15 protein-coding genes are annotated in these 20,199 nt (G+C 57.4%); 8 read left to right on the top strand and 7 right to left on the bottom strand.

The window, feature by feature from the left end; all coding sequences use genetic code 11:
- Positions 1-135: 135 nt before the first annotated feature.
- The 3 genes from AB4O41_RS02475 to AB4O41_RS02485 are packed head-to-tail and all read right to left on the bottom strand — an operon-like array spanning position 136 to position 3,443.
- On the bottom strand, positions 136-1,101 hold the full coding sequence (locus AB4O41_RS02475) for an HlyD family efflux transporter periplasmic adaptor subunit (protein WP_460146048.1): 966 nt from the start codon (positions 1,099-1,101) through the stop codon (positions 136-138).
- Between the two features lie 4 nt (positions 1,102-1,105).
- Positions 1,106-1,306: a DUF1656 domain-containing protein gene (locus tag AB4O41_RS02480; RefSeq protein ID WP_038983381.1), complete on the bottom strand. Its 201-nt coding sequence runs from the start codon at positions 1,304-1,306 to the stop codon at positions 1,106-1,108.
- On the bottom strand, positions 1,296-3,443 hold the full coding sequence (locus AB4O41_RS02485; protein ID WP_460146049.1) for an FUSC family protein: 2,148 nt from the start codon (positions 3,441-3,443) through the stop codon (positions 1,296-1,298). Before AB4O41_RS02485 ends, AB4O41_RS02480 begins: the two co-directional genes overlap by 11 nt.
- 179 nt (positions 3,444-3,622) lie before the next feature.
- Between AB4O41_RS02485 and AB4O41_RS02490 the strand changes: the two genes are divergently transcribed.
- The 3 genes from AB4O41_RS02490 (at position 3,623) to AB4O41_RS02500 (ending at position 8,053) form a co-directional block, all read left to right on the top strand.
- Positions 3,623-4,678, top strand: a complete 1,056-nt coding sequence (locus AB4O41_RS02490; protein WP_460146050.1) for a tetratricopeptide repeat protein — start codon at positions 3,623-3,625, stop codon at positions 4,676-4,678.
- A gap of 205 nt (positions 4,679-4,883) precedes the next feature.
- Positions 4,884-6,386, top strand: coding sequence for an ATPase domain-containing protein (locus AB4O41_RS02495; RefSeq protein WP_460146051.1), 1,503 nt, complete (start codon positions 4,884-4,886; stop codon positions 6,384-6,386).
- Complete coding sequence (locus tag AB4O41_RS02500; protein ID WP_460146052.1) at positions 6,383-8,053, top strand: ATP-binding protein; 1,671 nt, start codon at positions 6,383-6,385, stop codon at positions 8,051-8,053. The genes AB4O41_RS02495 and AB4O41_RS02500 overlap by 4 nt, the downstream gene beginning before the upstream one ends.
- Before the next feature lie 147 nt (positions 8,054-8,200).
- Here the strand turns inward: AB4O41_RS02500 and AB4O41_RS02505 are convergent, their stop codons facing one another.
- The 4 genes from AB4O41_RS02505 to AB4O41_RS02520 form a co-directional block, all read right to left on the bottom strand.
- Positions 8,201-8,578: a response regulator gene (locus AB4O41_RS02505; protein WP_038983388.1), complete on the bottom strand. Its 378-nt coding sequence runs from the start codon at positions 8,576-8,578 to the stop codon at positions 8,201-8,203.
- 44 nt (positions 8,579-8,622) lie between these two features.
- Positions 8,623-9,837 (bottom strand): hybrid sensor histidine kinase/response regulator, encoded by a 1,215-nt coding sequence (locus AB4O41_RS02510; RefSeq protein WP_460148259.1) that lies wholly within the window; start codon positions 9,835-9,837, stop codon positions 8,623-8,625.
- A 77-nt stretch (positions 9,838-9,914) separates the two neighbouring features.
- The gene (locus tag AB4O41_RS02515) at positions 9,915-10,730 is read right to left on the bottom strand and encodes a CheR family methyltransferase (protein WP_460146053.1); all 816 of its coding nucleotides are present in this window, start codon (positions 10,728-10,730) and stop codon (positions 9,915-9,917) included.
- 158 nt (positions 10,731-10,888) lie between these two features.
- On the bottom strand, positions 10,889-14,380 hold the full coding sequence (locus tag AB4O41_RS02520) for a response regulator (RefSeq protein WP_460146054.1): 3,492 nt from the start codon (positions 14,378-14,380) through the stop codon (positions 10,889-10,891).
- Between the two features lie 258 nt (positions 14,381-14,638).
- On the opposite strand from AB4O41_RS02520, the gene AB4O41_RS02525 reads away from it, so the two are divergent.
- The 5 genes from AB4O41_RS02525 to AB4O41_RS02545 all read left to right on the top strand — a co-directional run bounded on the left by AB4O41_RS02525 (position 14,639) and on the right by AB4O41_RS02545 (position 20,178).
- Positions 14,639-15,004, top strand: coding sequence for a response regulator (locus tag AB4O41_RS02525; protein WP_460146055.1), 366 nt, complete (start codon positions 14,639-14,641; stop codon positions 15,002-15,004).
- Positions 15,005-15,060: 56 nt separating this feature from the next.
- Positions 15,061-16,353: a glycosyltransferase gene (locus AB4O41_RS02530; protein ID WP_460146056.1), complete on the top strand. Its 1,293-nt coding sequence runs from the start codon at positions 15,061-15,063 to the stop codon at positions 16,351-16,353.
- 183 nt (positions 16,354-16,536) lie between these two features.
- Positions 16,537-17,397 (top strand): phospholipase, encoded by an 861-nt coding sequence (locus AB4O41_RS02535; protein ID WP_460146057.1) that lies wholly within the window; start codon positions 16,537-16,539, stop codon positions 17,395-17,397.
- 151 nt (positions 17,398-17,548) lie between these two features.
- A complete protein-coding gene (locus AB4O41_RS02540) occupies positions 17,549-18,454 on the top strand; it encodes a helix-turn-helix domain-containing protein (protein WP_460146058.1) in 906 nt (301 codons plus the stop codon).
- Between the two features lie 413 nt (positions 18,455-18,867).
- On the top strand, positions 18,868-20,178 hold the full coding sequence (locus tag AB4O41_RS02545) for an ABC transporter substrate-binding protein (protein ID WP_460146059.1): 1,311 nt from the start codon (positions 18,868-18,870) through the stop codon (positions 20,176-20,178).
- The last annotated feature ends 21 nt before the right edge of the window (positions 20,179-20,199 follow it).

The raw sequence follows: 20,199 nt of genomic DNA on the forward strand, positions 1-20,199 counted from the left end.
GCTTTTTTTGTCCGCACGCTTGTTGAATCCACCACATTCCCCTGTGGGAGCGGGCTTGCCCGCGATGACGATTGCACATTCAGCATGGATGTTGGCTGACCCACCGCCATCGCGGGCAAGCCCGCTCCCACAGGGTTAGCGGTGTTCTTGAGTCTCGTGGTTTTCCATGACGGTCACGGTAGCCGTGGTCCCGGCCCGCAGGCGGTTTTTGGCGACATAGTCAGCATCGATCTGAATCCGCACCGGTACCCGTTGCGCCAGCTTGACCCAGGTGTAACTGGGGTTGATGCTGGCCAGCAGGCGACTGCCGGGGGAGTTCTCGCGGTCGGCTATAGCAAAAGCAATGCTTTGTACGGTGCCGCCGAAGGTCTCGCCGCTCATCAACTCGACCCTGACCCGGTCGCCCTCCTCGATTCGCGGCAGCTTTGTTTCTTCAAAGTAGCCGCTGACATAAAACGAGTCGCTGTCCACCAGCGCCAACAACGCTCCTCCGGCAGTGGCGTAATCGCCCTGACGAGTCAGCAGGTTGGTCACGTAACCGCTGACAGGCGCTGCGACTCGCGTGCGTTGCAAGTCCAGTTCGGCCTGGGTCAATGCGGCGATCGCCAGTTGCACATTGGCTTGGGCCAGGCCCAGATTGGCCTGATTGCGCAACAGCTCCGCCTGCGCCACCGCCACTTCGGTACTGGATTTTTCCCATTCTTCGCCCGAGATTGCGAAACGCTGTTTGAGGGTTCGCCGGCGATGCTCTTCACTTTGACGTTGCCTGAGCAGTGCTTCGCTGGCGACAATCGTCGCTTCGGACTGGCCCAGCGTGGCTTTTGCGACTTCCACCGCACGCTTGGAATGCTCCACTGCCAGCGTATAACGCGACGGGTCGATCTCCAGCAGTAACTGGCCTTTCTCGACATGCTGGTTGTCTTGAACACCCAGGCTGACGATGCGCCCCGAGACATCGGCGGACAACGTCACCACATCGGCGCGAACCCTCGCATCCCGAGTCCAGGGCGCGCGGGTGTAATGTTCCCAGGCGAACCAGCCGAGCACGAAGGCCAGCAATACCACCGCCACAGTCACGAGTCGGGCAAGGATCTTCTTCAAGGCATCAAGCTCCCATCACCAGAATCAGTGTCGCGCAAACGCACGCGTACAACGCGCCTTCGAACAAAGCCTCATGCCAGACAAAACGCAGCACGCCAAAGCGGCGCAAGATCCAGTCCAGCAGCAGGAAAATGGGCAGGGCCAGCAGTAACGCCTGGGCAATCGGCGGCAAGTAGACGCCCCCCAATTCAAAATCAATGGGCAAGGGCTGGCTCTCCTTCGGTTTGGACGGGTTGAAAGTGTTGGCGATGTCGCTCCAGAAACGACACCACAATCAACAACGCCACGCGCATCCTGAATACCGACCACAGGTGTTCATGAACGTCTAAATGCAAGTCGTCCATTTCATCGCCCAAGACACGCAAGTTTCCGAGCAGCTGCTCAAGGTCAATCCCGGGTCGCCCGGAGATCAATCGGCCTGTCTCACGCACGGCAGCCAGCAAACGGTTTTGCTGGTCTGTAGTCAGCAACGTGTTGCTTTGCCCCTGTTGCCTGAGCTGGTTCAAAGCCACACCCAGCGCCATGCACCCAAGGCTGACTTCGAACAGCTCGCTGGAGCGCTTGTCGTTGGTAGCCGGCAATAATCCCAACATCATGGTCAGGCGATCGACCATACGGCTTTCAAACGCAAATTGCTGTTCATCGGTGGCCGGCGTCTTCAGCAAAGCGTAGACCTGCTCGCAGTTTTCATTGAACAGCCGACGTATCCGCAAAACGGGCCTGAAGGGGAAGATCAAGGCATAGACACTGAGCGCCAGCGCGGAGGCGCTGATATACGCACCGGCAAATTCGAACCACTGAATGGCACTGTTTTGGCCGCTTCCTGTGTTTTGCGGACCCAGCAACAGTATTGTCGTTAGCCCAAGACCGATGCCTGTACCAGTGGTTGGCGGACTGGCCAGCCCCACCGCGACGGCATACAGCAATGGGGCAAGCAACATGGCAAGTAACTCGAAGTTACTGATCATCGGTATCAGCATGAACAGATAGAGCGCCGACACAACCAAGGCCAGACCCAGCCCCCTGGCAAAGCTTTGTGCGGCCAGCAACGGCCGCGGAAAAGTCGCCATCAGCGAACAGAGAATCCCCACCACAATCATCCCGCCACGGGCCCCGTCCCAAGCGGTCTCGATCCAGATCAACCCGGCTACCAGCAACGCGAAAAATGCCCGGATTGCATTCATTGCCGCCAAGGTGAAGTCCAGATGCAGCGGATTTTCCTGGCCACGGAACACGCAACTGGCTTCACGCCCTTCCTGGATCGCATCGCTCAGTTCCAGAATCTGCGCCAGTTGCTCTAGCATCCGTGCCTGCTCCCAACGCAATGCCCAGGCCAATGAACGCAGGGTGGCAGGCATCGTCTCGGTGAGTTGTTCGGCCTTGTACGCCTGGTCATCGAAACGCTGTTGCAGCGCCGCGAAATGGTGCCGCGCCTCGCTCGACAACGAGCGCCCTTGCAGGGCCAGTTCATCGAGAAACGCCAGTTCTTCGGCACGCAAACGCTGTATCTCTTCCGGCAACGCGCCTTCCCAGCGTTCGGTGAGCAGTTGCCGCTGGTGACGCAGGGCCGTCAACCGCGAAGTCAGCAGCACCAGTTGATTGCCAAGCAACTGCACCAGACTATTGGCGCTGCGCAGCCGTGGCGCATCGTAATATAAATGCCGACGCACCCCCTCCAGAGCACTGATTGCGCCGAGCAGCTGCATCTGTCGCCGATGAAAATCGACCTCGCTTTCTTCGGTTCGGATGACGGCAGCAGCGTGGGTCGCGAGCAGCTTGATGATTTGATCGATCTTGGCGAAGTAGTCCCGCGCCACAGCTTCCGGCCGCGCTGTGAGAAGGCTGACCACGCAGACGCAAGCCACCGCCAAAAGCGTCTCGGTGACACGAGTGACGGCTAGCAGAAACGTGCCTTCCTGATCAGGTACCGCCAGCAGCGCCACGACCACCGCCGTGTACCCGCTCAGAACAAAGGCCTGGGAACTGGTGTAGCGCAACAAAGTGCCGCCGGCGGTACAGAATGCCAACCACAAGGCCAGGGTGAGGATGAAAGGCAGGGGCGCCTGGGGAAAGATCGCCATGATCAACACCGCCACCACTGCTCCGAACGTGGTGCCGATGACCTGGCCGAAACTTCGGGCCAGGGCCATGCCGCCCAATGGCTGACTGACGATGACCACCGCCATGATCGACCATTTGGGCTGCTCAAGGTCGAACAGGAAGGCCAGATACAATGTCAGCAGCCCGGCCACAATGGTCCTCAGGGCGAACAGCAGCACCTCACGTCCGGGGTTGAGTATCGCCTTGAAATACTGAAGCAGCGGTTGCATGGGAGCGCTCATTAAGTCATCTCCAGCAAGCGTAGTCATTGCTTCAGTGCCTCGACAGGTTTCAGTGTCGACAAAACCTGTAGGCAAATTCGCCGACGACTACGTATTGACCTAAGCCAGGGTTTGACTCACAGCCCGGCCTGACCGAAGCTGGTGGCTTTGCAAAAGCCTGCCAGCTCCCGGATTCCTGCATGTCTCAGTCCCGCCGCTACTTGTTCATCAGCCTCTGCGTATTGTTTGCCCTCGCCCTCGCCTGGTTTTTCCTGCGTAGTACGACGCCCGTGGTGCCGGCGGCGATCAAGCATGGCTACAGCGAAGCGCTGGCCCAGGCACGCGCGGGTCAACCGGGGGCGGCGCGGGTGCTTTACCAGCAATTGGGTCGTCCTGACCTGTCGACCAAGCGCCGTGTCTGGCTGCATGCCGAACTGCCCAATTACCCGAGCCCCCAGGCCCTGAAGCTCGCGGATGCGGACCTGCAACATCCATCGGCGGAAGTGCGTATCGCAGCGATCAAAAGCATCAATGGGCTGGTGCCCAGTGGGCAGCGCAGCCTATTGCTGGGGCCCTTGCTCGATGACAGCGACCCGAGCGTCCGGTTTGCGGCGGTCAATGCCTTATTGGGTCTGACGCCGGATGAATTGGGGTTGTACTTCGGCCCCTTGGAGCAAGCCATCGATGCCTGGGAGCAGCTTCTCAAGGGGCAGCCGGAAAGCGCCGAAACCCAGTACCAACTGGCGCGCCTGCACTTGCACAATGCCGAGCTGAAGGACGCGCAGCAGGCCTTGGAACGCACGTTGCAACTGGCGCCCGGCAACCTGCCAGCGCTGGTGATGCAGATCGAAGTGCTGGATAAACAGGGCCAAAGCGATGCCGCCAGGCAATTGTTGGCCAAACAGTTAAAGGCCCAGCCTGACTCGGCCTATCTGCAACATGCGCTGGGGCTCTGGTTGCTGCATCACGGGCAAAGTGAGTTCGCCCTGCTCGGGTTGTCCAAAGCCGTGGAGCTTGAGCCGGACAACAAGGATTACCGCTACGATCTGGCCACCACGCTGCATGGTGAGCAAGAGCTGGAGGCTGCACAGAACCAGTTGCAGGAAATCGTTCAACGCCACCCGGCCGATCGCAAGGCGCGCGTGCTGCTGATTAACTACTGGAAGGAAAGCGGACAGTTGCAGAACGTGCAGATCCTGCTGGCACAGCTGGAACAGCTAAACCCCGACGATCCGGCGCTGCAGCAAGGCCTTTAATCAAGATCAAAAGATCGCAGCCTTCGGCAGCTCCTACGCGCCTGTGGGCGCTGCCGAAGGCTGCGATCTTTGCTTTTTTGTACAAGAACCACACACAAACACAAAAGGTTGAACCGCCGTCTCGGCGAAAGGTCAAGTGATCAGGCAGTCAATTCAGGCGCTTCCAGCCTGCTGCCTCGCATCCCTAGTCATGAGAGGGCATTTCTTGTCTACATCTAACGAGTTGATCAGTGCGAAAGCCGCCACCGGCATTGAAGGTCTGGATGACATCCTGGCCGGTGGATTGTCCCGCGGCCACGTGTTCTTGCTGGAGGGTGAACCTGGAACCGGCAAAACCACCATCGCTTTGCATTTTCTGTTGGCTGGCGCCCGTGCCGGCGAGCGCTCGTTGTACATCACCCTGTCGGAAACCGAACGCGAGCTGCGTCAGGGGGCGTTGTCCCATGGCTGGGAGCTGGATGAGAACATCCACATCTTCGAGCTGACGCCGCCGGAAAGCCTGCTCAATGCCGAAAATCAGCAGAGCCTGCTGTACTCCTCGGACCTGGAGCTGGGCGAAGCCACCAAGCAGATTTTCGAAGCGGTCGAACGGGTCAAACCGACCCGCGTAGTAATCGACAGCCTGTCCGAAATCCGCCTGTTGGCCCAAAGTTCTTTGCGCTACCGCCGGCAGATTCTGGCCATCAAGCATTACTTCGTGCGCTACGAGGCCACGGTGCTGCTGCTGGATGACCTGACCACCGAAGCCCTCGACAAAACCGTGCACAGTGTGGCCCACGGGGTGATTCGTCTCGAAGAATTGACGCCCAACTACGGCGCCGAACGCCGGCGCATCCGCGTGGTGAAGTATCGCGGTCAGAAGTACCGGGGCGGTTTCCATGACTTCACCATCATGGGTGATGGCGTCCATGTATTTCCGCGCCTGGTGGCGGCCGAACATCGCGGGCGTTATATCCGCCAGCAGTTGACCAGTGGCATCCCGGAAATGGATGCCCTGCTCGGTGGCGGTATCGAAACGGGCTCCAGCACCCTGATCCTCGGTCCGGCCGGTACCGGCAAATCGCTGATCTCGATGGTCTTCGCCACTGCGGCAGTGGCCCGTGGCGAAAAGGCCGCGTTGTTCATCTTCGATGAAGAACTGGGGCTGCTGTTCGAGCGGATGAAAAACATCGGCATTGACCTGAAGGCCCTGGAAGAAACCGGCAACCTGCTGATCGAGCAAGTGGACGCCGCCGAATTGTCCCCCGGCGAACTCTCCTACCGGGTTCGTCGTTGTGTCGATGAGGGCAACATCAAAACCGTGGTGATCGACAGTATCAATGGCTATCAGGCGGCAATGCCCGAAGAAAATGCCCTGGTGCTGCACATGCACGAGTTGCTGCTGTACCTCAATCGCCAAGGCGCCGCGACGTTCATGACCGTCGCCCAACATGGGCTGGTCGGTGACATGCAGGCCCCCGTCGACATTACCTATCTGGCCGACACGGTCATTCTGCTGCGCTACTTCGAAGCCCTGGGCAAGGTTCGCCGGGCGATCTCGATCATCAAGAAACGCACCGGCAGCCACGAATCGACCATTCGCGAATACCGCATAAGCAGCCGGGGCATGACCATTGGTGAACCACTGGATGCATTCCAGGGTGTATTGCGTGGCGTGCCCACTTACCTGGGCGCGAGCAAGCCGCTGCTTGAGGAAGATGTCCAGTGACGGCCATGGAAGCAATGTCCGAGCGTGCGATCATTCTTGCACCGTTGGGACGCGACAGTCAGATCGCGCTGATGATGCTCAACGAGGCAGGGTTCAACGGGGTCATCACCCGGGATCTGGGCGCGCTGTGCAACGAACTGTCGCTAGGTGCCGGCCTGCTGGTGATTGCTTCCGAAGCCTTATCGGGCGTAAACCTTGAACCGCTGCTGGGTCTGATCGAGCAGCAACCGGCATGGTCGGATCTGCCGATTGTGTTGCTGACCCACCGTGGTGGCCCGGAGCAGAACCCTGCGTCGCGACTCGGTTTGCAACTGGGCAACGTGACCTTTCTCGAGCGGCCGTTTCACCCGGTCACGCTAATCAGCCTGGTCACCACGGCGTTGCGCGGGCGACGACGGCAGTATGAAGCCAGGGACCGGTTGATTGATCTGAGCCAAAGCGAACTGCGTCTGCAAAATACCCTGGAAACCCTCGAACAACAGGTCGAGGAACGCACTGCGCAACTGCGCCACAACGAAGAGGTGCTCAGGCAGTCGCAGAAAATGGAAGCGGTCGGCCAACTCACCGGCGGTATTGCCCACGACTTCAATAACATGCTGACCGGCATCATCGGCAGCCTGGAGCTGCTGCGCCGACGCCTGGCGCGGGGACGTACCGAGGACCTGGACAGTTTGATCGATCTTGGGGTGACCTCAGCCAACCGCGCCGCGGGCCTGACGCATCGCTTGCTGGCGTTCTCCCGACGCCAGTCACTGGATTCAAAACCCGTGCAGATGAATACCCTGGTGGTGGCCATGGGTGAACTGTTGCAGCGCAGCATCAACGAAAGCATCCACCTGGAAATGCAGCTGGACGAGCAACTGTGGGTGGCCGAGGCGGACCCCAACCAACTCGAAAGCGCCCTGCTCAACCTGGTGATCAACGCCCGGGATGCCATGCCCGACGGCGGAAAGCTGCTGGTCAAAACCTCCAATCAGCATTTGGATACCGGGTTCACCGAGGCATACAGCAATCTGCAACCGGGCGATTACATCGTTCTGAGCGTCACCGATACCGGTTGCGGCATGCCCCAAAGCACTATCAACCGGGCCTTTGATCCTTTCTTCACGACCAAACCCATCGGCCAGGGCACGGGCCTGGGGTTGTCGATGATTTATGGTTTCAGCAAACAGTCCGGCGGGCACGTCAGCATTCACAGTGAAGTCGGAAAAGGCACCACGGTCAGTCTGTTTTTGCCGCGTTTCAGCGGGGAATTGCTCCAGGACACCCAAGTCGATGCCCAACACGCTCCTTACGCCCGGAACGGCGAAACCGTGCTGATCGTCGAGGACGATCCCGCTGTGCGAGTTCTGGTCAGTGCCGTATTGAGTGAATTGGGTTATGCCTTCGTTGAAGCGAGTGATGCCGACAGCGCCGTACCGATTCTCGACTCCGGTCAGCGAATCGACCTGTTGATCAGCGACGTGGGGCTGCCGGGCATGAACGGCCGGCAACTGGCGGAAATCGGGCGACAGTACCGGCCTGATCTCAAAGTGTTGTTCATCACCGGGTATGCCGAACATGCCGCCGTGCGCGGTGGTTTTCTTGACCCTGGTATGCAGATGATCACCAAGCCGTTCACCTTCGAATTATTGACGGCGAAGGTGCGGGAGATGATCAGAATCTGAAGGATTTTTGTGTAGGAACTGCCGCAGGCTGCGATCTCTTGATCCTGGGCCGTCGCGCGGGCGCAAAAAGATCAAAAGATCGTCCGAACACGGCCCGAGCCTTCGGCAGCTCCTACAGGGGCCGGCTGGTCAACGATATAGCTGCCTTCAGGACAGCATGTCCTGCATGATCTGTTGCAACACATCCAGATCGAACGGCTTGGCCAGGATCGGCGCTTTGCGGGTGATCGGGCTGTCGGTCTCGCGAATTTCCTGCGGATAGCCGCTGATGAAGATGACCTTGAGCTCCGGTCGCAGCTTCACGGCGGGTTCGGCGATCTGCACGCCAGAGATTCCCCCCGGCAAGCGGAAGTCGGTGATCATCATGTCCAGATGCGGTTTGCTCGCCAGAATTTCAAAGGCCTGCTCGCCGTTTTCGGCTTGCAGCACCCGGTAACCCTCACCCGACAAGTAAGCAGACAGCACCATCAAGATCGAAGGGTCATCCTCGACGATCAGTACCACATCTTGTGCATCTTCACTCATGGAAAACCTTTGTTCGATCAATAGCTGCTGATACGACCGTATGGTCACTCAGAGGTTGCGTTTATCGGGCTGTTTTCCTGCAGCGGCAGACAAACGCGAAACAAGGCGCCTTCGCCAATCCGGCTCTCGACGGTGATGGAGCCACCATGGGCGGCGACAATCTGCTCCGAAATAAACAGGCCCAGGCCCAGCCCTGCTACAACGGCCTTGGCGCTAACCCGTTCGAACTGCTGAAAAATGCGCTGCTGATTCTCTTCACTGATCCCGATACCGCGATCCTGAACCTCAACCCACGCTTGCCCGTCCTGATTGTACACGCGTATGTCGATCTGGCTCTTGGCGCCATAACGCAGCGCGTTGGTCAACAAGTTGGAAATCACTTGTTCGATACGGAACTCGTCCCAGTGGCCCATCACGGGCTGGTTGGCCGTCAAGGTAACCGACGACTCCGCGGCCTCGACCTGCGGTGCAAAGTTTTGCAGAAGGTTGTTCACCAGTTGCACCAAGTCAAACCGACAGGGGCGAATCGACAGCTTGCCAGTGCGGATCCGCGACACATCGAGCATGTCTTCGATCAGACGGATCAGGCTTTTGATTTGCCGCTCGTCGCGGTCGACCATCGTGTGCATCTTGTCCATCGTGAATGCCGCGGCGTTATCCCGGGCCAGGTGCATTTTGCGCAACTGGGTTTCGAGAATCAGGCCATTGAGCGGCGTACGGACTTCGTGAGCCACGATAGACATGAAGTCATCACGCATGCGCACCGCTTGCTCCAGCTCATTCTGGGTGTTCTGCAACTGTTCGAGCAGCACCTCTTGCTCCCGGCGACTTTGCTCCAGCGCTTCAACCTGATGCTTCATCGCTTTGCTCTGGCGATACAAGTCGACGAAGACATTGACCTTGCTCTTGACCGCGTGAACGTCCAGCGGCTTGTGCAAAAAGTCTACCGCCCCGCTTTCGTAACCCTTGAACGCGTAATTAAGCTCGCGGCCGGCGGCACTGACGAACACAATGGGGATGTTTTTGGTTTTTTCCGTGCCACGCATCAACTCGGCCAGCTCGAAACCGTTCATGCCGGGCATCTGCACATCGAGAATAGCCATGGCGAACTCGTGTTGCAGCAACAGCGACAAGGCTTCGTCGGCGGACAGGGCTTTGTAGACGAGACGGTCTTCACGCCTGATCAAGGCTTCGAGCGCCAGAAGGTTCTCCGGCAGATCGTCGACGATCAGTAATTTGGCCTGGATATTCCCTAACATGCGACCCCCTTCCAGCCCGATAAGCAGACGGCCGATGCCGCGAAGATCCAGCCGATGAGTATGCAGCACTGCCCTATTCATGATTTGCGGTATATCCGTTCGGGTTTGACCAATGCTTCAAATTGATTGCCATAGACCGAGAAATCCAGGGTCTCCTTACTGCCCAGTGCCAGAAAACCCCGATGACACAGGGATTCATGAAACAAGCCAAACGCGCGACCCTGAAGTTTTCTATTGAAGTAAATCAATACATTACGACACGAAATCAATTGAGTTTCAGAGAAAACACTGTCGGTGGCCAGGCTGTGATCGGCGAAGGTCACGTTGTCGCACAGGCTCTTGTCGAAGATGGCATAACCATAGGCCGCCGTGTAGTAATCGGCGAACGAACGCTGCCCACCTGCCTGCTGGTAGTTGTGAGTGTAGGCCCGGACATTCTCCAGGGAAAAAATCCCCTGTCGGGCTTTATCCAGCGAGCGCGGGTTGATGTCCGTGGCATAGAGGATGGTGCGATCCAGCAGGCCTTCTTCGCGGAGCAGAATCGCCATCGAATAGACCTCTTCGCCGGTGCTGCAACCAGCGATCCAGACCTTGATCGATGGATAGGTCCTGAGCAGCGGCATCACTTCCTGGCGCAGCGCAAGAAAGTGTGAAGGGTCGCGGAACATTTCGCTGACCGGGATCGTCAGCAATTGCAGCAGTTGCATGAACGCGGTCGGATCGTACAGAACCTTCTCTTGCAGCGCCGAGATGGTTTTGCACTCGAACTGATTCAAGGCGTGATTGACCCGGCGTTTGATCGACACGCTGGAGTAATCGCGAAAGTCGTAGCTGTACTTGAGGTAAATCGCCTCAATCAGCAAGCGCAATTCGATTTCGGTATTGCGTTCCACTAGTGTCCTGCCTCGCAAGTATGTCCCTTTTTGGGGAGTGGCTGATGTTGCCAGACAAGGCGCCGCGACGAGTCATAGCTGGCTATGGCGAGGAGCGGCAACGCAGTATGGCGACAACAGACGCCGCCAAAAAGGAACATACTTGCGAGGCAGGACACTTATATCCGTTCCATCTTCGGCAGCCACACACGAATCAGCGAGAACAGGCGATCCAGGTCGATGGGTTTGGCCAGGTAATCATTGGCGCCGGCCTGCAAGCAGCGCTCCTGATCGTCCTTCATGGCCTTGGCCGTCACCGCAATGATCGGCAGCTTGCGCCAGCGCGGGTCCTTGCGGATTTTGAGGGTGGCGTCAAAACCATCCATCTCCGGCATCATCACGTCCATCAGCACCAGATCGATGTCCTCGACTTCATTTAATTTTTCGATCGCTTCACGGCCGTTACGGCCAATGACCACGATAGCGCCCTTCTGCTCCAGCGCACTGGTGAGGGCGAAAATATTGCGTACATCATCGTCCACCAGCAGCACTTTACGTCCCTCGAAAACCTTGTCGCGGCTGCGAGCGGTCTTGAGCATCGTCTGGCGCTCCTGGGACAAACGGGATTCAACCTTGTGCAGAAAGAGTGTCACTTCGTCCAGCAACCGCTCGGGGGAGCGCGCGCCCTTGATGATGATCGAGCGCGAATACTTGCGCAGCTCGGCCTCTTCGTCCCGGGTGAGGTTACGTCCGGTATAGACGATCACCGGCGGGAACGAGCAGATATCCTCGGTGGACATGCGTTTGAGCAAGTCGTTGCCGAGCATGTCGGGCAACTTCAGGTCGATGATCATGCAGTCGAAAATCGTGCTGCGCAGCAGGTCAAGCGCATCCTGCGCCAGTCCGACAGCGGTGATTTCGATATCCTCCTCGCCGATCAGCCGGGCGATGCTGTCGCGTTGCACATCGTCGTCTTCGACCAGCAATATCCGTTTGACCTTCTGCGTCAGTTTGGCTTCGAGGCGGGCAAACACAGCCTTGAGTTCCTCACGCGTGGTGGGCTTGACCGCGTAACCGATGGCCCCCATGTGCATGGCGGCCTCGACGCGATCTTCGACCGAAATCACGTGCACCGGGATGTGCCGGGTTTCGGCATGCTCTTTCAAACGCTGCAATACCGTCAGCCCGGAATGATCCGGCAGGCGCATGTCCAGCAGGATCGCATCGGGAATGAACTGCCTGGCCAGGTCGTAGCCTTCGTCGGCACCGTGGGCTACCAGGCACTGATAACCCAGTTCATGGGCCAAGTCGTAGAGAATGTGCGCAAAGTTTGGCTCATCCTCCACGACGAGAATGCAGCGAGTGACGAATGGCGCCTTGTTGCGATCATCGTCGAAACGCGGAATGTCGACATTGGCAATCAGCGGCACAGGCGCAGTCACCACGGCGCTTTTGGGCATGGCCACCGGCATGGCTTTTATCGTCTTGACAGGCGAGTCGCCCGGCTCGACGTAGTGCTGCGGCAACACCAGGGTGAACACACTGCCCTGCCCAGGCATGCTGGTCACACTGATGGAGCCGCCCAATAACGTCGCCAGATCACGAGAGATCGACAGGCCCAGGCCGGTGCCGCCATAACGACGATTGGTGGTGCCATCGGCCTGACGGAAGGCTTCGAAAATGCTTTCCTGCTGATCCGGGGCAATACCGATGCCGGAATCCCGGACAATAAAGGCGATGCCGTTGTCCGGCTGAGCAGCGACGCTCAGGTTGACCGTGCCCTTTTCGGTGAACTTCACCGCGTTGGACAGCAGATTCTTGATCACTTGCTCCAGCCGCTGGCGGTCGGTGAACAGCATCAGCGGTGCATCGGCCTGTAACTGGATCTGGAAATCCAGGTTCTTTTCCGCAGCCATCGGCTGGAACATGCCACGCAGCCCTTCCACCAGACGCGCAACACTGGTGTTCTCCGGACGGACCTCAAGCTTGCCGGCCTCGACTTTGGAAATGTCGAGAATGTCGTTGATCAGGTTCAGTAAGTCGTTGCCGGCGGAGTAGATCGAGTCGGCGAACTTGACCTGCTCGGCGCTGAGGTTTTCCTGCGGATTTTCCGCCAGCAGTTTGGCCAGGATCAACGAACTGTTCAGTGGCGTGCGCAGCTCGTGGGACATGTTGGCAAGGAATTCGGATTTGTACTTGCTGGAGCGCTGCAACTCTTCGGCGCGCGCTTCGAGTTCAACCTGAGCCAGATTCAGTTCAGTGTTCTTCAGGTCCATGGCATCGCGCTGCGCGGCCAGGATCTGCCCCTGCTCGGCGAGTTGTTCGTTGGTTTGCTCCAGCTCGATCTGCTGGGATTCCAGGTGAGTCTGGGACTCCTTGAGAATCCGCGACTGCTCTTCCAGCTCTTCGTTGGCGGTCTTGAGTTCTTCTTGCTGAACTTGCAGCTCTTCGTTGAGTTGCTGGGCTTCGGCCAGCACCTCCTGCAAGCGCTGGCGATAACGGGCGGCCTCGATCGAGGTACCGATGTTGCCGGCAATCAATTCGAGCAGTTCGACGTCACGATCCGTCAGCGGCCGCAGGAAACCCAGTTCGATCACACCGTTGACCCGATCGTCGTCGCTGGTCGGCACCACCAGCACGCTGTGCGGTAAACCTTCACCCAGGCCGGAGCTGACTTTGAAGTAGTCGCCCGGTACGTCATCCAGACGAATCAAGCGCGCCTGTTGCGCCACCTGGCCGACAATCCCTTCGCCACTGTAGATCTGCTGTTCAAGCGCTTCCTGTTCCCGGGAGAAACCGTAAGACGCGATGCGTTTCAGGCCACCATGGTCTTCACGGACATAGATTGCCGCGACAGCGGTGCCTAAATATTGGGCGCAGAACTGCAGAATGTTGCGCCCCAACAGATTGAGGGATAGCTGCCCCAGGACTTGCTCTGCCAGTTCGGTCTGACCGTTGCGTAACCAGGCTTGCTGTTCCAGACGCCGGGCACTGGCCTGTTGCCCGGCGAGGTTGGCGCTGTAGCTTCGGGACAGTTTGAGCAAGTCCCGACGGCCAATGTAGGCCAGCAACCCGCTGATACCGGCCACGAACAGCAAATAAAGGCCGATACTCCAGATCGTGGTTTGGCGCACTTCCTCGTTGCGAGTGGTGCGCAACTGCTGTTCCAGATCGATCACATCTTCGAATTGTTTGCGGATCTCATCGGTCAGCCGCTTGCCGCGCCCGGCCTTGACGGCGCCACGGTAGTCACCGCTGGCGCGCTGCAAATCGATCATCGATTGCGCGTAACCGGCCCATTCCGTCTGCAAGGCCTGGAGCCGGCGCAGACGATCGGTCTGGACCGGATTATCGGCGGTCAATTCGAGCAAGGTGTCGAGAGCGACGGCGATTCTCGGCTTGGCCGTCTCGTAGGGATCAAGGAAATGTTCGTCGCCGCTGAGCAAGAACCCGCGCATGCCGGTTTCCAGATCGACGGTCAGCTTTATTGCCTCATTGGCATTATTGATCACCCGGTCGGTGTGCTGGACCCACTGGATCACCGACAGCAGATAGGTAATCAGCGAAACGAAGAACACCGCGCTGATGACGCCCACACCCAATGGCAGGCTGACGTTGCGGCTCAGGAGTTTACGGAATCGTTGCTCATCAACCGAGGACGCAGAGGTCATGGGGAAGCCTTGTCGTACTGTTGAAAAGCATCGAGTCTGCCCCAAAACGGCGGAGCTCATCCATTTTTATGACATGTTTTGCGGCAAAAACCTGCATTTAGCTGCTCTGGGACAAAGGAGCGGTTATTCTCTGCAGCTCTTGTGCGGCTATTGTTTTTGTAGCGCATCGGGAACTTGTCGTGATTGGTCACTTACTCATGCTAGAGCCCGGTGATTTCGATCGACGCAACCGCACATTCAATCTTTGAGAGCCCTACTATGTCCGCTGACACCTCCACCATTCTAGTCGTCGAAGACGATGCCATCGTGCGCTCGCTGATCGTCGATGTACTGGAGGAGTTGGAGTTCCGGGTGCTCGCGGCGGATGGCTGTGAAATGGCGCTGGAGTTCATCAATGACGAAGACCAGTACATTGACTTGATGATGACGGATGTGGGGCTGCCGGTCATGGACGGTCGGGAGTTGGCCAAACAGGCGCGGATGCTGCGTCCCGAATTGCCGATTCTGTTCGCCAGCGGTTATGCCGAAAGCATCGAGGTGCCTGACGGCATGCACATCATCGGCAAGCCATTCTCTATCGATCAGTTGCGGGAGAAGGTCAAAGACATCCTCGTCCAGGCCTGACTTTTCTCGCGCCCCGATTCTCTCCACTCTCTACCCGCATCAAGGAATACCCGACAATGAGTCAGCCCCGCGCAACCAAAGTCCTGGTGATTGGTTACGTCTGGCCCGAGCCCCGCTCTTCCGCGGCCAGTGGGCACGTGATGCAAATTCTCGATACGTTCCTGCAGCAAGGCTGGGATATCACCTTCAGCAGCCCGGCCGGCACCGGTGAGCACCGGGCAGATTTGACGGCGTTGGGCATTCGCGAAGTGCCGATCGAGTTGAACAACAGCAGTTTCGACACGTTTATCAGTGAACTGGCACCGGATATCGTGTTGTTCGACCAGTTCATGATGGAAGAACAGTTCGGCTGGCGAGTAGAGAAACACTGCCCCAATGCTTTGCGTGTGCTGGAGACCTCCGACCTGCAAAGCCTGCGACATGCCCGGCATCAGCGACTCAAGGAGCGCTTGAAGGCCAGTGATGATACCAATGACTTCAGTGAGTTGTTCGCCCCGGCATTGCCAGAAGAGTTCGAGCTCATGGCCGATACCGATCTGGCAAAACGGGAGATCGCCGCGCTGTATCGCTGCGACTTGAACCTGATGATCTCCGAAGTGGAGATTGAATTGCTGGTCGAGCAGTTCAAACTGCCGCGCCACTTGCTGCACTGGTGCCCGTTGATGGTCGCTGCGCCGATTGCGCCGCCGCCAGTCTTTGAAGATCGTGCGCATTTCCTCAGTATCGGTAACTTCCGGCACGCGCCCAACTGGGATGCCGTGCTCTGGATGAAAACCACGATCTGGCCGCTGATCCGTGCGCAGTTGCCAGAGGCGCAATTGCATATCTATGGCGCCTATACGCCGCCCAAAGCCACCGCGCTGCACAATGCGGCCCAAGGGTTTCATGTGATGAACTGGGCAGAAGATGCCTTGCAAGTCATGTCCGCAGCCCGGGTGTGCCTGGCGCCATTACGCTTCGGTGCGGGTATCAAAGGCAAAATCGTCGACGCCATGCTCTGCGGCACACCCAATGTGACCACCCCGATTGGCGCAGAAGCGATGCACCGCGAACAGCCATGGCCGGGCGCCGTCACCCGAACTGCGCGTGAGTTCGCCGATTGCGCGATTCGTCTTTATAAAGACAAAGACCTCTGGATGAGTGCCCAATCCAATGGGCAGACGTTATTAGCCGATCGCTATCAGCCGTCGATACATGGCCCGGCACTGATCGAGAAGTTGTTGTATTGCCAACAACATTTGTCGCAACTTCGAAGGAGTAATTTTACCGGCAGCATGTTGCGCCACCACCATCACAAAAGTACTCAGTATATGGCGCAGTGGATTGAGGCGAAGAATCGAAATCAATAACGAGACCTCCAACTTCAACCATAACTAACAAACAAAAAGCCAGCGCTGTAAAAACACATATCCTGCATTGATCCCGTGATTGGCCAATCGCACTTCTATCGTTATAAATACGAACAAGCCGCCCCTCAAACATATAAAAAATGAAGGCGCGGCTTTTCTATCAATCGATGAAAGGATGCATTAATGAGCAGCACTTTAGAACATTACGCACTCAACAACTGGATGGCCGCCACACCGGATATTGACACTTTGTCGCTCTGTGAACTGACGCTACCAGGCAGCCATAATGCGGGCTGTGACTGGAAAGCGTCCTACCCGATAATTCCAGGTGCTCATTGGCTGGCGTGCCAGCACGACTCGTTTTCTGCCCAACTGCACAACGGTGTGCGTGCGCTCGATGTTCGACTGGATTTCGAATCGGACGCCATAGAATTTGACAAATTCCGATTCCAGCATAATGGATACCGCTCTTCCCGCAATGTGCTAAATCTCTTTGCCGATGTAAACCTTTTCCTGCGACACAATCCTGACGAGTTTGTAATCCTGGACTTTCATGAATTAAAAAATGGGACAAAGCCGTTTGACTACAGACTCTTCAACGAGATGTTGCTCAGGTATCTGGGCCGTAAAATAATTCCTGTCAAGAACATGCATCTGCCCCTTGGCGAACTCAAGAAAATCAGCAATGAGCAGAGAGTATTGATCGCAACCCCATGGAACAGCGCGCTTGATCAAACCTGGTTTTGCGAAAAAATCGAGCACAAATGGAGTGGCATCGGTGACACGAGCGTAGCTGAACTGGAAAGACACATCATCGAAGTACTGAAAAGCCCTCCCGGCAAATGGGCACCTTGGTCGCTTTCCGCAACCAGTTACCTCAAACACTGGGGCCCAAACGACATTCATGATCATCTTGATTCGTGGTTTGACCCGGAAAAATCTGACTGGGCGACAAAGTGCAGCATTATCAACGTCGACTTCATTGAGGAGTCGAAGATGGTTGCTTATTGCAGAACTGCAAACCTGAAAAAAGTGGGCAAGTGAATGAAATAGCCATCGCGCCAGTGAACAGCCATGTTTGTGGAAATATGTCGATGAGTGACACTCCGGCCTGAATAGAGGCTTATTCCAAGCTGGCTTTAGGCGTCCCGAAAGAGGCATGATCAACGGGCGATAACAATAAAAGTGTCCCGATATGAGCCGACCAGCCAGAGTCACCGATCCTTCCTACGAATTGATGGACGACCACAACGGGTTGTCCATCATCTATCGTCAACACGGCTTCCCCTGCCCTTTGGTGCGCTGGCATTTCCACAAGGAATACGAGCTGCACCTGATTGTCGCCAGCTCCGGTAAGGTGTTCATCGGTGACTACATCGGTAACTTCTACCCGGAAACGCTGTTTTTGACCGGACCCAACCTGCCCCACAACTGGATCAGCCAGGTCGCCGAAGACGAAGTGGTGCCCAAACGCGACATGCTGGTCAATTTCACTGACGAACTGTTTGAAAGCGGCCATCAGGTGTTCGCCGAACTCAAGACGCTTGCACCCTTGCTCGAGCGCGCGCAGTACGGCATCGAGTTTCGCTGCAAGCGCACGATCCGCCAGGCCATGGCCTTGATGCAGCGCATTGCTGACACCCAGGGCATGACCCGGCTCGGGCACTTTTTCATTCTGCTGGAGTTGCTGGCAGCGTCCGATGACTATCAGTTGCTGTCCGGTGCCACAACGCCGCAATTGGCCGATGAACACAATATCGACCGCACCAACCGGGCGGTGGATTACATCTTTGCCCATTACGCCCGGGAACTGCCGCTGGAAGAAGTCGCCGAGCACCTGGGGTTGACGCCGACCTACTTCAGTCGCGTGTTCAAACAGGCCACCGGGCGCTGTTTTATCGAATTCGTCAATCGCCTGCGCATCAGTAAATCCTGCGAGTTGCTGGCCGATGGCGACAAAACGGTGACCGATGTGTGTTTCGAATCGGGCTTCAATAATATTTCCAACTTCAACCGGCGTTTCCAACAGCTCAAGGGCATGACGCCATCGCACTACCGGCGGTTGGCGGTGCAGCGTTTGACTGAGCAAAACCTGGGCTGAAGGCCTTGATCATGTGGTGATTTTCAGATCGCCTTCGCGGGCAAGTCGGATCGCCGCACCGCTCGCTCCTACAAGAGCGAGGCTTGCCCGCGAAGGAGCCGGTGAAACCTATACAAATTCGATGCCTGCTCGCCTCTGCAAAGCCTTACCACATACCCCTGTAGGAGCGAGGCTTGCCCGCGAAAGGGCCGGTGAAACCTGTACAAATTCGATGACCGCTCGCCTCTGCAAAGCCTGTCCTTGCATCTCCCCCTCCAAAGCCCAGTGCAAAATAGTATCGGTCACAGTGCAATGGATGATTTGTCAGCCCATCCATTGAAGGCTGTAATCAGTGCACATTCTTCCTGCTTCGGAAGACACAAAAACAATAACTGTCCTTCTGTAACCCGCCGGGTGCAGAAAAGGAGTGCACGATGCAACCTTCGGTAAAAGCTCTGCTTGCTCTCACCTGCATGACCCTCAGTAGCGTCAGCCTCGGCGCCCAGACCCTGACCATTGCCACCGTCAACAACAGCGACATGATCCGCATGCAAAAACTCTCGAAAACCTTCGAGGCCGAGCATCCGGACATCAAGCTCAATTGGGTGGTGCTCGAAGAAAACGTCCTGCGCCAACGCCTGACTACCGACATCGCCACCCAGGGCGGGCAGTTCGATGTGTTGACTATCGGCATGTACGAAGCCGCACTCTGGGGCGCCAAGGGTTGGCTGGAACCGATGAAGGACTTGCCGGCCAGCTACGCCCTCGACGACGTGTTCCCTTCAGTGCGTGAAGGCCTTTCGGTCAAGGGCACGCTCTACGCCCTGCCGTTCTACGCTGAAAGTTCCATCACCTATTACCGCACCGACCTGTTCAAGGACGCCGGGCTGACCATGCCGGATCGCCCGACCTGGACTCAGATCAGCGAGTTTGCCGGCAAACTCACCAACAAAGATAAAGAACAGTACGGCATCTGCCTGCGTGGCAAGGCTGGCTGGGGCGAGAACATGGCGCTGATCACCACCGTCGCTAATGCTTACGGTGCACGCTGGTTCGATGAAAAATGGCAGCCAGAATTCACCGGGCCCGAGTGGAAGAACGCGCTGAACTTCTATGTCGACACCATGAAGAAGTCCGGCCCGCCGGGGGCGTCGAGCAACGGATTCAACGAAAACCTGGCGCTGTTCAACAGCGGCAAGTGTGCGATCTGGGTCGATGCCAGTGTCGCTGGCTCGTTCGTCACCGATAAAACCCAAAGCAAGGTCAGCGATCACGTCGGCTTCACCTACGCACCGCATGAAACCACCGACAAAGGTTCGGCCTGGTTGTATTCCTGGGCGCTGGCCATTCCGACCAGTTCCAAGGCCAAGGACGCGGCGAAAACGTTTAGCGCCTGGGCCACCTCCAGGGAATACGGTGCGCTGGTCGCGGAAAAAGACGGCATCGCCAACGTGCCGCCAGGCACTCGCGCCTCGACCTACACAGAGGCCTACATGAATGCCGCGCCGTTCGCCAAGGTGACGCTGGAATCGCTGAAAGCGGCGGACCCGAGTAAACCGTCCCTCAAGCCCGTGCCCTATATCGGCATCCAGTTGGTGACCATTCCTGAGTTCCAGGCCGTGGGCACCCAGGTCGGCAAGCTGTTTTCGGCGGCGCTGATCGGCCAGACCACGGTCGACCAGGTCCTGACCGCCGCCCAGTCAACCACCGAACGTGAGATGAAGCGCGCCGGTTATCCCAAGTAACCCCAGCCCCTGTAGGAGCGA

The organism is Pseudomonas sp. S2_A02 (assembly GCF_054668495.1).

Coding starts and splice junctions, on each gene's coding strand:
- AB4O41_RS02485 (WP_460146049.1), bottom strand. CDS start 3,443: ATGAGCGCTCCCATGCAACCGCTGCTTCAGTATTTCAAGGCGATACTC.
- AB4O41_RS02490 (WP_460146050.1), top strand. CDS start 3,623: ATGTCTCAGTCCCGCCGCTACTTGTTCATCAGCCTCTGCGTATTGTTT.
- AB4O41_RS02505 (WP_038983388.1), bottom strand. CDS start 8,578: ATGAGTGAAGATGCACAAGATGTGGTACTGATCGTCGAGGATGACCCT.
- AB4O41_RS02510 (WP_460148259.1), bottom strand. CDS start 9,837: ATGTTAGGGAATATCCAGGCCAAATTACTGATCGTCGACGATCTGCCG.
- AB4O41_RS02520 (WP_460146054.1), bottom strand. CDS start 14,380: ATGACCTCTGCGTCCTCGGTTGATGAGCAACGATTCCGTAAACTCCTG.
- AB4O41_RS02525 (WP_460146055.1), top strand. CDS start 14,639: ATGTCCGCTGACACCTCCACCATTCTAGTCGTCGAAGACGATGCCATC.
- AB4O41_RS02530 (WP_460146056.1), top strand. CDS start 15,061: ATGAGTCAGCCCCGCGCAACCAAAGTCCTGGTGATTGGTTACGTCTGG.
- AB4O41_RS02535 (WP_460146057.1), top strand. CDS start 16,537: ATGAGCAGCACTTTAGAACATTACGCACTCAACAACTGGATGGCCGCC.
- AB4O41_RS02540 (WP_460146058.1), top strand. CDS start 17,549: ATGAGCCGACCAGCCAGAGTCACCGATCCTTCCTACGAATTGATGGAC.
- AB4O41_RS02545 (WP_460146059.1), top strand. CDS start 18,868: ATGCAACCTTCGGTAAAAGCTCTGCTTGCTCTCACCTGCATGACCCTC.